This window comes from Microbacterium sp. 18062, from assembly GCF_902706225.1.
In the GTDB taxonomy this organism is placed as follows: Bacteria; Actinomycetota; Actinomycetes; order Actinomycetales; family Microbacteriaceae; genus Microbacterium.
Window position 1 is genome coordinate 1 of record NZ_CACSKB010000002.1, and the last position, 14,197, is coordinate 14,197.

The 14,197-nt window shown below is 70.3% G+C and carries 14 protein-coding genes; 11 read left to right on the forward strand and 3 right to left on the reverse strand.

Annotated elements, in window-relative coordinates:
* Positions 1 to 56: 56 nt before the first annotated feature.
* A complete protein-coding gene (locus GVL03_RS01120) occupies positions 57 to 1,217 on the reverse strand; it encodes an SLC13 family permease (RefSeq protein ID WP_159498902.1) in 1,161 nt (386 codons plus the stop codon).
* 97 nt (positions 1,218 to 1,314) lie between these two features.
* Here GVL03_RS01120 and thrS point away from each other — a divergent pair, with 97 nt between their 5' ends.
* Positions 1,315 to 3,321 carry a threonine--tRNA ligase gene (thrS, locus tag GVL03_RS01125; protein WP_159498643.1) on the forward strand — a complete coding sequence of 669 codons (2,007 nt, stop codon included), beginning with the start codon at positions 1,315 to 1,317 and terminating at the stop codon, positions 3,319 to 3,321.
* Complete coding sequence (locus GVL03_RS01130) at positions 3,318 to 3,875, forward strand: HIT domain-containing protein (protein WP_235037970.1); 558 nt, start codon at positions 3,318 to 3,320, stop codon at positions 3,873 to 3,875. The genes thrS and GVL03_RS01130 overlap by 4 nt, the downstream gene beginning before the upstream one ends.
* A gap of 113 nt (positions 3,876 to 3,988) precedes the next feature.
* Here GVL03_RS01130 and pdxY read toward each other — a convergent pair whose 3' ends face one another.
* Both pdxY and GVL03_RS01140 read right to left on the reverse strand, forming a co-directional pair.
* Positions 3,989 to 4,840, reverse strand: coding sequence for a pyridoxal kinase PdxY (gene pdxY / locus GVL03_RS01135; protein ID WP_159498645.1), 852 nt, complete (start codon positions 4,838 to 4,840; stop codon positions 3,989 to 3,991).
* A gap of 7 nt (positions 4,841 to 4,847) precedes the next feature.
* The gene (locus tag GVL03_RS01140; protein WP_159498647.1) at positions 4,848 to 6,194 is read right to left on the reverse strand and encodes an aminotransferase class I/II-fold pyridoxal phosphate-dependent enzyme; all 1,347 of its coding nucleotides are present in this window, start codon (positions 6,192 to 6,194) and stop codon (positions 4,848 to 4,850) included.
* Between the two features lie 94 nt (positions 6,195 to 6,288).
* On the opposite strand from GVL03_RS01140, the gene pdxS reads away from it, so the two are divergent.
* The 9 genes from pdxS (at position 6,289) to secF (ending at position 14,172) form a co-directional block, all read left to right on the forward strand.
* On the forward strand, positions 6,289 to 7,179 hold the full coding sequence (gene pdxS, locus GVL03_RS01145; RefSeq protein ID WP_159498649.1) for a pyridoxal 5'-phosphate synthase lyase subunit PdxS: 891 nt from the start codon (positions 6,289 to 6,291) through the stop codon (positions 7,177 to 7,179).
* Positions 7,169 to 7,771, forward strand: a complete 603-nt coding sequence (gene pdxT, locus GVL03_RS01150; RefSeq protein WP_159498651.1) for a pyridoxal 5'-phosphate synthase glutaminase subunit PdxT — start codon at positions 7,169 to 7,171, stop codon at positions 7,769 to 7,771. Before pdxS ends, pdxT begins: the two co-directional genes overlap by 11 nt.
* Positions 7,772 to 7,812: 41 nt before the next feature.
* Positions 7,813 to 8,571 (forward strand): YebC/PmpR family DNA-binding transcriptional regulator, encoded by a 759-nt coding sequence (locus GVL03_RS01155; protein WP_159498653.1) that lies wholly within the window; start codon positions 7,813 to 7,815, stop codon positions 8,569 to 8,571.
* A 54-nt stretch (positions 8,572 to 8,625) separates the two neighbouring features.
* The gene (ruvC, locus tag GVL03_RS01160) at positions 8,626 to 9,195 is read left to right on the forward strand and encodes a crossover junction endodeoxyribonuclease RuvC (protein ID WP_159498655.1); all 570 of its coding nucleotides are present in this window, start codon (positions 8,626 to 8,628) and stop codon (positions 9,193 to 9,195) included.
* Between the two features lie 44 nt (positions 9,196 to 9,239).
* Positions 9,240 to 9,857 (forward strand): Holliday junction branch migration protein RuvA, encoded by a 618-nt coding sequence (ruvA, locus tag GVL03_RS01165; RefSeq protein WP_159498657.1) that lies wholly within the window; start codon positions 9,240 to 9,242, stop codon positions 9,855 to 9,857.
* Positions 9,850 to 10,878 carry a Holliday junction branch migration DNA helicase RuvB gene (gene ruvB / locus GVL03_RS01170; protein ID WP_159498659.1) on the forward strand — a complete coding sequence of 343 codons (1,029 nt, stop codon included), beginning with the start codon at positions 9,850 to 9,852 and terminating at the stop codon, positions 10,876 to 10,878. The genes ruvA and ruvB overlap by 8 nt, the downstream gene beginning before the upstream one ends.
* A gap of 79 nt (positions 10,879 to 10,957) precedes the next feature.
* Positions 10,958 to 11,413 carry a preprotein translocase subunit YajC gene (gene yajC, locus GVL03_RS01175; RefSeq protein ID WP_159498661.1) on the forward strand — a complete coding sequence of 152 codons (456 nt, stop codon included), beginning with the start codon at positions 10,958 to 10,960 and terminating at the stop codon, positions 11,411 to 11,413.
* Between the two features lie 36 nt (positions 11,414 to 11,449).
* Positions 11,450 to 13,183 carry a protein translocase subunit SecD gene (gene secD / locus GVL03_RS01180; protein ID WP_159498663.1) on the forward strand — a complete coding sequence of 578 codons (1,734 nt, stop codon included), beginning with the start codon at positions 11,450 to 11,452 and terminating at the stop codon, positions 13,181 to 13,183.
* Positions 13,183 to 14,172 carry a protein translocase subunit SecF gene (secF, locus tag GVL03_RS01185; protein WP_159498665.1) on the forward strand — a complete coding sequence of 330 codons (990 nt, stop codon included), beginning with the start codon at positions 13,183 to 13,185 and terminating at the stop codon, positions 14,170 to 14,172. Before secD ends, secF begins: the two co-directional genes overlap by 1 nt.
* Positions 14,173 to 14,197: the final 25 nt, after the last annotated feature.

Genomic DNA, 14,197 nt, shown 5'->3' on the forward strand with positions numbered 1-14,197 from the left:
CGCCCCGGCGGCCCCGCGAAGGGGGAGGCGCGGGGTTTCTCCATCGGTGATCGCTGTCAGAACGCGAGCGGGACGACGGCGAGGCCCACGATGAGCGGCGCGGCCAACGCACCCCAGAGGACGAAGCGGCGCCACGGCACCTCGACGCCCTCGGCCCGCAGCCGCTCATGCCAGAGCAGCGTCGCGAGCGAGGCCCAGGGGGTGATCAGAGGTCCGGCGTTGACGCCCACCAGCAGGGCGGCCAGCCGGGACGGCGCGTCGGCGGCGGCGGGCTCGAGGGCGAGATAGGCGGGGAGGTTCCCGCCGACGTTCGCCCCGACCGCGCCGGCGCCGGCGACGCCCCAGAGGGAGAGCAGGTCGGTTCCGACGCCGAGCCCCCTGCCGACGAGATCGAGCACGCCGGCGGATGCGGCGACGCCCGCCGCGAGGAACAGGCCGGAGGCGAAGAGCACGAGCTGCCACGGCACGAGCGAGAACCGGATGACCGTCGGCGAGCGCCACGCGAACACCGAGAGCAGGACGAGCGCCGCAGCGGTGGCGGGGATCCACGGTTCCAGCCCCGATACGAGCAACGGCATCATGACGCCGACCACGACGGCGGACATGCCGAACAGAAGCGGATCGGCGACACGAGGGAGCGGACCGGGCGGGTACCTGCCGCGTAGGCGCCGCCGGTATCGCAGCCAGAGGATCAGCACCGTCACGACGACGGCCACTCCGGCCGGACCCGCCAGCAGCGCGACGAAGGACAGGGCGTCGGACGAGGGCAGGCGATGGACCGCGAGCAGATTCGTGAGATTCGAGACGGGGAGTGCGAGCGACGCCGTGTTCGCGAGCCACACGGTCGTGAAGGCGAAGGGCAGAGGCGACAGGCCGTTGGCGCGGGCCACCGCGACCACGACCGGGGTGAGCAGCACCGCCGTCGTGTCGAGCGAGAGGAACGCGGTGCACACGACCGCGAGCGCGACCACCATCGCCCAGAGCAGCGCCGTCCGTCCGCGCGCCAGAAGCGCGAGCCGGGCCGCCACGACATCGAACACGCCCGCGCGGGCCGCGAGCTCCGCGACGATCGTGACGGAGACGACGAAGACCAGAACCGGCCACACCCGCCCGGCTATCGCTGCCGCGCCCTCGACGGGCAGGAGGCCGCCAGCGATCGCGACGCCACCCGCGACGAGCAGCGCGCCGCCGATGAGTGCCAGCTTCACAGGGTCCATCATGGCCCCGGGAACGGCTCTCGACCGCCGCCTCCGGGCCGTCGCGGCGCCGGGCGACCGGTAGCCTGGACGGGAGCATTCTCCAGGAGAGTTATCCGTGACTGATCTGACCCCGGCCGCCGTCGAGTTCCCCGCCGACGGCTTCGCCCTCTTCCCCGACCGTTCGGTCGTCGCCCTCCGGGTGAACGGCGAGCTCAAGGACCTCGCGACGACGGTCACCGCCGGTGACGCGGTCGAGCCGGTGACGATCGGCTCGGCCGACGGTCTCGACATCCTGCGCCACTCCGCGGCGCACGTGCTGGCCCAGGCGGTACAGCGGATCCGGCCGCAGACGAACCTCGGCATCGGGCCCCCGATCACCGATGGCTTCTACTACGACTTCGGCACCGACGCGCCGTTCACGCCCGAGGATCTGAAGGCGATCAAGAAGGAGATGGAGCGCATCGTCCGCGAGAGCCAGCGCTTCGTGCGTCGGGTGGTCAGCGACGACGAGGCACGCGCCGAGCTCGCCGACGAGCCGTTCAAGCTGGAGCTGATCGACCTGAAGGGCGGCACGAAGGAGGCGGCGGACGGCGCCTCGGTCGAGGTGGGCGCGGGCGAGCTGACCATCTACGACAACGTCACCCGCGACGGCGAGGTCGCCTGGCGCGACCTCTGCCGCGGCCCGCACCTGCCGAGCACCCGCATGGTCGGCAACGGTTGGGACCTGCAGCGCATCGCGGGCGCCTACTGGCGCGGGAGCGAGAAGAACCCGCAGCTCCAGCGCATCTACGGCACCGCGTGGCCGACGAAAGACGACCTGCGTGCGCACCAGCACCGGCTCGAGGAGGCCGCGAAGCGCGACCACCGCAAGCTCGGCAAGGAGCTCGACCTGTTCTCGTTCCCCGACGAGATCGGCTCGGGTCTGAGCGTGTGGCATCCCAAGGGCGGCGTCGTCCGCGGGGAGATGGAGCAGCACGCGCGCCGGCGGCACGTCGAAGGCGGCTACACCTACGTCTACACGCCGCACATCTCCAAGGAGGACCTGTTTCTCACCTCGAACCACCTCGTGACCTACCGCGAGGGCATGTTCCCGCCGATCCGCATGGACGAGGAGCGGGATGCGGACGGTGTCGTCACCAAGGCCGGTCAGGACTACTACCTGAAGCCGATGAACTGCCCGATGCACATCCTCATCTACAAGGAGCGGGCGCGCAGCTATCGCGACCTGCCGATGCGTCTGGCCGAGAACGGCACGGTCTACCGCAACGAGCTCTCCGGGGCGCTCCACGGCCTCACCCGGGTTCGCGGGTTCACCCAGGACGACTCGCACCTGTTCGTGACGCCCGAGCAGCTCGAGACCGAGGCGACCCGGGTGCTGGAGTTCGTCATCTCGATGCTGCGCGACTTCGGGCTCGACGACTTCGAGCTCGAGCTGTCGATGCGCGACGACGAGAAGTCGAAGTGGATCGGCTCGGACGAGTTCTGGGAGTACTCCACGAACGCGCTCCGCAGCGTCGCCCTGGCCAGCGGACTGAAGCTCACCGAGGTGCCCGGTGAGGCGGCCTTCTACGGCCCGAAGATCGACCTCAAGACGAAGGACGCGATCGGTCGCGTCTGGCAGCTGTCGACCGTGCAGGTCGACCCGAACCTCCCGGAGCGGTTCGAGCTCGAGTACACCGGACCGGATGGTGGGAAGCACCGCCCGATCATGATCCACCGCGCGCTCTTCGGCTCGATCGAGCGGTTCTTCGCCATCCTGCTCGAGCACTACGCGGGAGCGTTCCCGGTATGGCTGGCGCCGGTGCAGGTCGTCGCGATCCCGGTGGCCGCCGAGTACGGCGACTACCTCGACGGGATCGTCGAGCGGCTGCGCGGCCACGGCGTCCGTGCTGAGGTCGACCACTCCGACGACCGGATGCAGAAGAAGATCCGCACGCACACGACCCAGAAGGTGCCGCTCCAGCTGATCGCGGGGGAGCAGGACCGGTCGGCCGGCACCGTCTCGTTCCGCTTCCGCGACGGCACGCAGACCAACGGCATCCCGGTGGAGGAGGCCGTCTCGCGCATTCTGGTCGCGATCGCGCAGAAGACCCTGGTCGACACCGCCGAGGATCTGGCGTGAGCCAGGAACCCGGGGCGGAGGATGCGGGGCTCACCGCCGCATCCGAGTTCGCCGGCGTGCCGGACGAGTTCCAGCGGCTGTGGACCCCTCACCGGATGGCCTACATCCAGGCGGGACCGGAGCCCCTGGCCGACGACTGCCCGTTCTGCGCCGCTCCGGGCAAGCGCGACGAGGACGGGCTGATCGTCCACCGCGGCACGCACGCGTATGTGCTGCTGAACCTCTTCCCGTACAACTCGGGACACCTCCTGGTATGCCCCTATCGGCATATCGCGAGCTACGACGACGCGACCGTCCACGAGGTCGCCGAGATCGGCGCGCTCACGCAGACCGCGATGCGGGTGCTGCGATCGGTGTCTCGCTGCGACGGCTTCAATATCGGGATGAACCAGGGGGCGGTCGCCGGCGCCGGCGTCGCGGCTCATCTCCACCAGCACATCGTGCCGCGCTGGGCGACCGATGCGAACTTCTTCCCGATCATCGCGAAGACGAAGGCCCTCCCGCAGCTGCTCGGCGAAGTGCGCGAGGCCGTCGCGGGCGCCTGGCCCGCCTGAGCGCTCCCCGGCCGGCGGCGGTGCTGCACCGGCCGAGCAGGAGAAGTCCTCGAAACAGGAGGATCTGCGCGGGATCGTCCTGTCCGAGGATCTCTCCTGTGCAGCGGATGCGGTCAGCGCACCTGGCGCACCGCGAACTGCATCCGCGGGTGCGCGTAGGACTCCTGGGACTCGACGAGCTGCAGCTCGCGCTCGCCCGACCGGTGCGTGCGCTCGAGCAGGTCGTAGACGCTCGACGAGGTGCGAGCCAGCGCCTCGGCCGCGTCGCCGGTGGCGCGGTAGTGGGCCGTGAACAGTGCCGCCGTGACGTCGCCGGACCCGTTCGCCTTCATCGGGAGGAGCGGCGTCTGCACGACCCAGGCGCCGCGATCGTCGACGACCAGCATCTCGATCGTCCCCTCCTCCCGGTCCGGACGCTCGACGCTGGTCACGAGCACCGTGGCCGGGCCCGTCGCGCGCACGAGGCCGGCCGAGGCGAGGGTCGATTCGATCGTGTCGGGGCTCGTGCCGGTGAGGTACCCGAGCTCGAACTGGTTGGGGGTGATGAGGTCGGCGACCGGCACCACCCGCTCGCGGAGGAGATCCGGGATGGCGGGGGCGACGAAGCAGCCGGACTTCGCATTGCCCATCACCGGGTCGCAGGCGTAGACGGCCCCGGGGTTCGCGGCCTTCACACGTGCCACGGCATCGATGATGACGTCGGCGATGCCCTCGCTGCCCTGATATCCCGACAGCACGACGTCGATCTGCCCGAAGACGCCCCGTTCCTCGATGCCGGTGATCACCGCGGCCACGTCGTCCGGCGAGATGAGCGGACCCCGCCAGGCCCCGTAGCCGGTGTGGTTGGAGTAGGTGACCGTGTAGACGGGGAGCACCTCGACGCCGATGCGCTGCAGGGGGAACACGGCCGCCGAGTTGCCCACGTGTCCGTAGGCGACGGCGGACTGGATCGAGAGGATCTTCACCGGACGATCATCCCATCCTCTGCGTCATGACCGTGTCGACGGCTGCCGCGATGTCGGCGGCCAGGCGGTCGGCATCCGCATCCGACAGCTCGTGCACCGTCAGCCGCAGCCTCCGGCCGGCGGCGTCGTCCGCGAGGACGAATTCGTCGCCGGTGCGGGCGAGCCAGCCGCGCCGCATGAGCTGCTCCGACACCGCGCGGGCGGGGACGGGGAGCGGAACCCAGAGGTTGAGCCCGTCGCCGACGCTCGTCTCCACGCCGTGCTCGGTGAGCCGGCGGGCGAACACGGCGTTGCGCTCGGCGTAGTGCGCCCGGGCCCGCTCGATCGTGCGCATCGCCGCCGGATCGGTCGCGAGGGCGTGGGTCAGCCGCTGCAGCAGATGGCTCACCCAGGTCGTCCCCGGGCTCAGCCGCATCGAGAGCCGCTCGGCGGTGTCGGGGTCAGATGCGGCGACCGCCAGGCACATGTCGGGTCCGAGGAACTTCGACACCGAGCGGACGAGCGCCCAGCGCTGGTGCTCCACGCCGATGATCGAATGGTAGGGCTGCGAGGAGAGCAGCGAGAAGTGATCGTCCTCGATCACGAGGACGTAGGGATGGTCGGCGAGCACCTCGCGCAGCGCGGCGGCCCGGTGCGGAGAGAGGCTCGCGCCGGTCGGGTTCTGCGCCCGCGGCGTGCACACGACCGCGCGCACCCCGGCATCGAGCGCGGCGCCGAGGCCCGCCACCGTCATGCCCTCGGCGTCGACCGGGACGGGTACGGCGCGGTATCCGCCGAGCCGGACGGTGTGGATGCTGGCGAGGAAGCACGGGTCCTCGAGGGCGACGGCGTCGTCACGGGTGAGCGCCTGCGCGAGGAGCCGCTCGACCGCGTCGACCGCTCCGCTCGTGATCGTCAGCCGCATCCGTCCGGCCGGCGCGAGCCCCGCGCCCATCCACGCGGTCGCCCACTGCTCGAGACCGGCGTCGATGACCGGCTCGCCGTAGAGCACGGGACGGCCGACGACCCCGGGAAGGGCCGCGGTCGCCTCGGGGATGAGCGCCGGATCGGGGTTTCCGGTACCGACGTCGCGCAGCACCGTGCCGGCCGCGTAGCCCTCCTGCGCGACCGGCGTGCGGTCCGCGACGAGCGTTCCGCCCCGCCCGCGGGTGACGACCACGCCCGCGCCGGCCAGCTGTCGATAGGCGGCGACGACGGTGTTGCGGTTGACGCTCAGGACCTCGGCCAGCGCGCGCACCGGGGGGAGGGCGTCGCCGGCGCGGAGCACGCCGCGCTCGACGAGTGCGCGCACGCTGTCCGCGATCTCTGCGGCGGATTCCCCGACGATACGGGCCGGAACGGGACGAGGGGTCACCGGGAGGAGTCTACGCGCTGGTACATGCTATGTTTTGGCCTAGGTCAATAGGTGCGCTGCGGGACCCGTCGCAGTCTCCGGAGAGGATCCACCCGTGACGAACGAGACCATCGGCTCATCCCGCGTGAAGCGCGGGCTGGCGGAGATGCTCAAGGGCGGCGTCATCATGGACGTCGTCACCGCCGAGCAGGCGCGCATCGCGGAGGACGCCGGAGCCGTCGCGGTGATGGCGCTCGAGCGCGTGCCCGCCGACATCCGATCGCAGGGCGGTGTCGCCCGGATGAGCGATCCGGATCTCATCGACGAGATCATCGCCGCCGTGTCCGTCCCGGTGATGGCCAAGGCCCGCATCGGGCACTTCGTCGAAGCCCAGGTGCTGCAGCAGCTCGGGGTCGACTACATCGACGAGTCCGAGGTGCTCTCGCCCGCGGACTACGTGAACCACATCGACAAGTGGGGCTTCACGGTTCCGTTCGTCTGCGGCGCGACGAACCTCGGCGAGGCGCTCCGCCGGATCACCGAGGGCGCGGCGATGATCCGGTCCAAGGGCGAGGCGGGCACGGGCGACGTCTCCGAGGCGACCAAGCACATCCGCACGATCACGAGCGAGATCAACGTGCTGCGGTCGAAGACGAAGGACGAGCTGTACGTCGCCGCGAAGGAGCTGCAGGCGCCGTATGAGCTCGTGGCCGAGATCGCGTCGACGGGAGAGCTCCCGGTCGTGCTGTTCACCGCCGGCGGTGTGGCGACGCCCGCGGATGCGGCGCTCATGATGCAGCTCGGAGCCGACGGCGTGTTCGTGGGCTCCGGCATCTTCAAGTCGGGCAACCCCGCACAGCGTGCCGCCGCGATCGTGAAGGCCACGACGTTCTTCGACGACCCCGCGGTGGTCGCCGACGTCTCGCGCGGGCTCGGCGAGGCGATGGTCGGCATCAGCGTGTCGGATCTGGCGGCACCGCACCGCCTCGCCGAACGTGGGTGGTGACCGCCCCCGCGTCGGAGTCCTCGCGCTGCAGGGCGACGTGCGAGAGCACCTGCACGTGCTCGGCGCGCTCGGCGCCGACGCGGTGCCGGTGCGCCGGCCCGAGGAGCTCCCCGCGATCGACGGACTCGTGCTGCCGGGCGGCGAGTCGAGCGTCATCGACAAGCTCGCGCGCGCGTTCGGGATGCAGCGACCGCTGCGGTCGGCGATCGCCACGGGCCTGCCGGTCTACGGCACGTGCGCGGGGCTGATCCTGCTCGCGGACGAGATCGTCGACGGGATCGCCGGACAGCAGACGTTCGGCGGACTGGACGTCGTGGTGCGCCGGAACGCGTTCGGCAGCCAGGCGGAATCGTTCGAGACGCACCTGGAGGTGCCGACGCTCGGAGACCCTCCGGTGCACGCTGTGTTCATCCGCGCCCCGCTGGTCGAACGCGTCGGACCCGACGCCGAGACGCTCGCGACGCTGCCGGACGGCCGGGTCGTCGCCGTCGCGCAGGGCAACCTGCTCGGTACCTCCTTCCATCCGGAGGTGACGGGGGAGAAGCGCTTCCACGAGCGGTTCCTCGATATCGTGCGGGCGCGGCTGAACTAGAATCGTCCACGGACTTTCCAGCCGCTGAACACGGGAGATTCATGTCCGGGCATTCCAAGTGGGCGACGACCAAGCACAAGAAGGCCGTCATCGACGCACGCCGTGCCAAGTCGTTCGCCAAGCTCATCAAGAACATCGAGGTCGCCGCGAAGATGGGCGGTGCGGATCTCGCGGGCAACCCGACGCTGTACGACGCCGTGCAGAAGGCGAAGAAGACGTCGGTCCCGAACGACAACATCGACCGCGCCATCAAGCGCGGCGCCGGCATCGGCGGCGAGTCGATCGAGTACCTCACGATCGTCTACGAAGGCTACGGACCGAACGGCGTGGCGCTGCTGATCGAGTGCCTCACCGACAACAAGAACCGTGCGGCCGCCGAGGTGCGCACGGCGCTCTCGCGCAACGGGGGCACGCTCGCGGATCCCGGCTCGGTCGCGTACAACTTCTCGCGCAAGGGCGTCATCGTCGTCTCCGGCGAGGGGGCCGACGAGGACGAGGTCATGCTCGCCGCCCTCGAGGCCGGTGCCGAGGAGGTCGAGCCGCACGCCCAGGGCTTCGAGGTCGTGACGGAGGCCTCCGACCTCGTGCCGGTGCGCTCCGCACTGCAGGAGGCGGGGCTCGACTACGAGTCCGCCGACGTGGAGTTCGTGCCGAGTCTCAAGGTCGAGGTGGATGCGGACACCGCGCGGAAGGTCTTCCGGCTGATCGACGCGCTGGAGGACAGCGACGACGTGCAGAACGTCTTCTCGAACTTCGATCTCACCCCCGAGGTGCAGGCGGAGCTCGAAGCCGACGAGTGATCCGCTCCGCGCGCCGCGCCCGCCCGGCGGCACGGCGCGCTTAGCGTGGGGAAGATGAGCGGCTCGCTGCGCGTGATGGGCGTGGACCCCGGCCTGACCAGGTGCGGGATCGGTGTGGTCGACGTCGCGCCGGACCGCAGTGCGCGTCTCGTGCACGTCGGTGTCGTGCGTTCGTCCCCGGACGCGCCGATCGCCGAGCGGCTGCACACGATCGCGACGGGCCTGCGCGAGGCCGTGCGGCTGCACCGGCCCATGGTCGTCGCCGTCGAGCGTGTGTTCGCGCAGCAGAACCGCAGCACGGTGATGGGAACGGCACAGGCCAGCGGGATCGCCCTGCTGATCGCCGCCGAGCACGGGCTGCCCGCGGCCACGCACACCCCCAGCGAGGTCAAGGCCGCGATCACCGGCTACGGCTCGGCCGAGAAGCTGCAGGTGCAGACGATGGTCGCGCGCATCCTGCGCCTGGATGCGCTGCCCCAGCCGGCGGATGCGGCGGACGCGCTGGCGCTCGCGCTCTGCCACGCGTGGCGGGGCGGTGCACCTGCCGCGGGCGGCGACGGCGCGGCCGCGCTGACGCCGGCGCAACGGGCCTGGCGGAGCGCGGAGAGATCGTCGCGGCGCTGAGCGTGTCGATCGAACATATCTCCGAGCGCAGCTAAGGTGGAGGAATGATCGCATCGCTTCGGGGGACCGTCATCCACACCGGTCCCGACGCGCTCGTGCTCGAGGTCGCCGGGGTCGGCTATTCCCTGTCGGTGACGCCGGATGTGGCGCGCAGCGCCCATCTCGGCGACGACTTCGTGCTGCACACGCACCTCATCGTGCGCGAGGACGCCCTCTCGCTCGTGGGGTTCCGCACACGCGAGGAGCTCGCGGTGTTCGGCAGCCTCATCGCCGTGTCCGGCGTCGGGCCGAAGTCCGCGCTCGGCGTCCTGGCCGAGATGTCGATCGACCAGATCGCACAGGCGGTCGCCGACGAGGCGGATGCTCCCTTCCGCAAGGTGTCGGGCATCGGCCCGAAGACGGCGAAGCTCATCGTCGTGCAGCTCGCTGGAAAGCTCGCGCCTCCCACGACGTCCGCCGCTCCGGGCGCCGGGGTCGCCCCCGATCTCGCGGCGCAGGTCGCGCAGGCGCTCGTCGGCCTCGGCTGGTCGGAGCGCGTGGCCGCCGAGACGGCCGAGGAGGTCATCGCCGGCGCCGGACCGGACGAGCGCACCGTCGCCGTGCTGCTCCGGCGCGCGCTGGCCGAGCTCGGGCCCGCGCGCGGGGAGCTCGCGCGTGGATGAGCTGCGCGACGCCGGAACGCCGGCGGAGGACGGAGAGCTGGCGATCGAGGGCGCGCTGCGGCCGACCTCGCTGGCCGAGTTCGTCGGCCAGCAGAGGGTGCGTGCGCAGCTTCAGCTCCTGCTCGCGGCGGCGCGCATCCAACAACGTCCGCCCGATCACATCCTGCTGTCCGGACCCCCGGGGCTCGGCAAGACGACGCTCGCGATGATCGTCGCGCACGAGAGCGGGCGCGCCCTCCGGCTCTCCAGCGGTCCCGCCATCCAGCATGCGGGCGACCTCGCCGCGCTGCTGTCCTCGCTCACGCCGGGGGAGGTGCTGTTCATCGACGAGATCCACCGGATGACGCGGTCCGCCGAGGAGATGCTCTATCTCGCCATGGAGGACTTCCGCATCGACATCATGGTCGGCAAGGGCGCGGGCGCGACCAGCATCCCGCTCGATCTCGCTCCCTTCACGCTGGTCGGTGCGACGACCCGGTCGGGGCTCCTGCCGAATCCGCTCCGTGACCGCTTCGGCTTCACGGCGCACCTGGAGTACTACGAGCCCGAGGAGCTCGAGCGCGTGCTCGAGCGATCGGCCGACATGCTCGGGGTCGGCATCCCGGGCACCGCGCGTGCCGAGATCGCCCGGCGCTCGCGGGGGACGCCCCGCATCGCGAACCGTCTGCTGCGCCGCGTGCGCGACTATCTGATCGTGCACGCGGACCACACCGCGGCGGACCTGCGCACCGTGGACGCGGCGCTCGATCTCTATGACGTGGACAGCATCGGCCTCGACCGCCTGGACCGCGTCGTGCTCGACGCGTTGATCCGGAGATTCCGCGGCGGTCCCGTCGGTCTCGGCACCCTCGCCGTGGCGGTCGGCGAGGAACCGGACATGATCGAGTCGGTCGTCGAGCCGTATCTCGTGCGGATCGGATTCATGGGCCGCACTCCGCGGGGGCGGGTGGCGACTCCGGAGGCCTACGCCCACCTCGATGTGCCGCATCCGTCCGGAGCGTTGCGCCTCGATGACCTATAATCGCTAGAGGCTTTCGCCGTACGTCACCCCATCAGCGCCGCATCTCGCGCCCGCTGCGCCTGAAAGGCTCTCATCGCCCATGGATTTCGCGGACTTCTTCGCCAACTACGGCCTGATCATCCTCCTGGTGGTCCTCCTCGTCTTCATGTTCTGGAGCTCGCGCCGTCGGACGCAGAAGGCCAAGGCCGAGCAGGAGGAGAAGGCGCGTCAGACGGTCCCCGGCGCCGAGGTGCTGCTTCAGGGCGGGCTCTACGGAACGATCGTCGCCTACGACGGTGAGAACCTCGACCAGCCGGCCATCGTCTCGATCGCGCCCGGCGTGGAGATCAAGGTGCACAGCCAGGCGATCCTGCGCGTGGTCGACCCGGCGGAGGGCGTCGTCACGGAGGACGAGTTCATCGAGGCGGAGGCCAGCGAGGCGGAGTACATCGCCGGCGTCGCCGATGGCGACATCACCTCGATCAGCGACGACCACAAGTACTCGGCTCACACGGACGAGACCGACGCGGAGACGAAGCACAAGCCCGAGGCCTGATCCGCCGCCCCTTCTCCTCGAGAAAGCTGACCGTCCGTGGCGACACCCACCCCTGTCCGGCATGCCTGGCGATCCCTCATCGGGCTCCTGGCCATCGCCGCCGTCCTCTTCGGCGTGAACGCGCTGGGCGTCTACGTCTTCGAGCGCAGCTCCTGGGCTCCGGAGCTTGCACTCGACCTCCAGGGCGGCACGCAGATCATCCTCCAGGCGGAGACCGCCGACGGCAGCGCGCCGAGCGGCGAGCAGATGGACCAGGCGGCGGCCATCATGCGCGACCGCATCGACGCCTCCGGCGTCGGCGAGGCCGATGTCACGACCGAGGGCGGACGGAACATCGTCGTCCAGATTCCCGGTGAGGCCGACGAGGAGACCCGTCAGCGCATCCAGGCGTCCGCCCAGCTGCAGCTTCGATCCGTGCTGTTCGTCTCGGGCGAGGTGAGCGGCACCTACCTCGGCGAGGACGGCGCGGCGACCCCTTACCCGACTCCCGACCCGAGCCTGGCCGCGTCCCCGACGGCGAGCCCCACCAGCGGCAGTGACACGGCCTGGATCACGCCGCAGCTGCAGGCCGCCTTCCAAGCCTACAACTGCGCCGATCCGGCCAACGATCCGGCGAACGCGCCGACCGACCAGCCGCTGATCACGTGCGACGCGAGCGGGACGGCGAAGTACATCCTGGGTCCGGTCGAGCTCGACGGCGACTCGATCTCCGACGCGAGCGCCGGCGTCGTGCAGACCTCGGGCGCCTGGGCCGTGAACATCGTCTTCAACGGCGAGGGCACCGAGGCGTTCGCCGCCATCAGCTCGCGGATCTATCCGCTGACCGCCCCGCTTAACCAGTTCGCGTTCGTGCTCGACGGGGCGGTGCTGTCCGCGCCGTCGATGAACGCGATCATCACGGACGGCAAGCCGCAGATCACCGGCTCGTTCACGCAGGAGACCGCGCAGACCCTCGCCGACCAGCTGAAGTACGGCGCCCTGCCGCTCAGCTTCTCGGTGCAGAGCTCCGACACCATCTCGGCGACGCTCGGCTCCCAGCAGCTCATGATCGGCCTCGTGGCGGGCCTGATCGGCCTCGCGCTCGTGGCGGTCTACTCGCTGGTGGTCTACCGAGCGCTCGGCACCGTGATCATCGCGTCGCTCGTGGTGATGGGTGTGCTCACCTACATCACGCTCTGCATCCTGGCGTGGCGTATGGGCTTCCGTCTGTCACTCGCCGGTGTCGCGGGGGTGATCGTCTCGATCGGCTTCACCGCGGACTCGTTCATCGTCTACTTCGAACGCATCCGGGACGAGCTGCGCGACGGCAAGTCCATCACCTCGGCGGTCGAGGACGGTTGGAGCCGGGCGAAACGCACGATCTACATCTCGAAGTCGATCAACATCCTGGCAGCCGTCGTGCTCTACATCCTGGCCGATGCCACGGTGAAGGGGTTCGCGTTCACGCTGGGCCTCACGACGGTGATCGACATCGTCATCTTCATCCTGTTCACCCACCCCGTGATGCAGATCCTCGCCCGCACCAGGTTCTTCGGCTCCGGTCACCCCCTGTCCGGGATGGACCCGAAGGCCCTCGGCGCGGTGTACCGTGGCCGCGCGCAGTTCCGGGCCCCGGTCGTGGCCGCCGGCCGCGCCACACGCTCGCGCGGTGAGGCGGAACGCCGGCAGACGATCGCGGAGCGCAAGCGCGCCGCCGAGGCCGACGGGGCATCCGCATCCACCTCCGAGCGCGGCAGCGCCTCGGTCGACGCGAAGGCAGGACGCGACTGATGCGCTCCATGGGCCAGCTCGGCAACGACCTCTACACCGGGAAGACCTCGCTCCCGTTCATCGCGCGCCGGCGACTGTGGTTCATCCTGGCGGCGGCCCTGGTGATCGGATCGGCGCTTGTGCCGTTGTTCCGTCCGATCGAGTTCTCGATCGAGTTCACCGGCGGCTCGCAGTTCACGGTGACGGGACTGTCGTCACCGGACCAGAGCCTCGCGACCGAGGCCGTGCAGACGGTCGTGCCCGCGGCGACCACGAAGGTGACCACGATCGGCGCCGACGCGGTGCGCGTGCAGACCGACCAGATGACGAACGAGGAGACCTTGGCGGTCTCGGCCGCCCTCGCGGACGTCTACGAGGTGGACGCCGCGGAGGTGACGTCGTCGTTCATCGGGCCCAGCTGGGGTGCCGACGTGACGCGGCAGTCGTTGTGGGGCCTGGCCATCTTCCTGGCACTGACCTTCCTCATCCTCGCGCTGTACTTCCGAACGTGGAAGATGTCCGCGGCGGCCGTCGTCGGCGTCGTCGATGTGCTGATCGTCACCGTGGGCGTGTATGCGCTCTGCGGGTTCCCCATCTCTCCGGCGGCCGTGATCGGCTTCCTGACGATCCTGTCGTACTCGCTGTACGACACGACCGTCGTCTTCGACAAGATCCGTGAGAACACGGCGGAGGACGGCGAGATATCGGCCCGGACGTTCGGCGAGTCGGTGAACCTGGCGGTCAACCAGACGCTGATCCGGTCGATCAACACGACCGTGGTGGCGATCCTGCCGACCGGTGCGATCCTCTTCATCGGCGCGTTCTGGCTGGGCGCGCAGACCCTGACCGACATCTCGCTGTCGATCTTCGTCGGCACGATCGTGGCCGCGTACTCGACCGTCTTCGTCGCAGCTCCTCTGTACGCGCTGTTCCGCCAGGGCGAGCCGAGGATCGTCGCGAGCGATGCGCGCGTCCTCGAAGCGCGGGCGCGCGCCGGGGTGCCCGCCTGAGCGGGAATCCGGTCGGGTCCACCGA

Bases quoted from the DNA above. Each gene is read 5' to 3' on its own strand.
- GVL03_RS01120 (WP_159498902.1), bottom strand. From the start codon at position 1,217: ATGGACCCTGTGAAGCTGGCACTCATCGGCGGCGCGCTGCTCGTCGCG.
- GVL03_RS01155 (WP_159498653.1), top strand. From the start codon at position 7,813: ATGTCCGGGCATTCCAAGTGGGCGACGACCAAGCACAAGAAGGCCGTC.
- ruvC (WP_159498655.1), top strand. From the start codon at position 8,626: ATGAGCGGCTCGCTGCGCGTGATGGGCGTGGACCCCGGCCTGACCAGG.
- ruvA (WP_159498657.1), top strand. From the start codon at position 9,240: ATGATCGCATCGCTTCGGGGGACCGTCATCCACACCGGTCCCGACGCG.
- yajC (WP_159498661.1), top strand. From the start codon at position 10,958: ATGGATTTCGCGGACTTCTTCGCCAACTACGGCCTGATCATCCTCCTG.
- secF (WP_159498665.1), top strand. From the start codon at position 13,183: ATGCGCTCCATGGGCCAGCTCGGCAACGACCTCTACACCGGGAAGACC.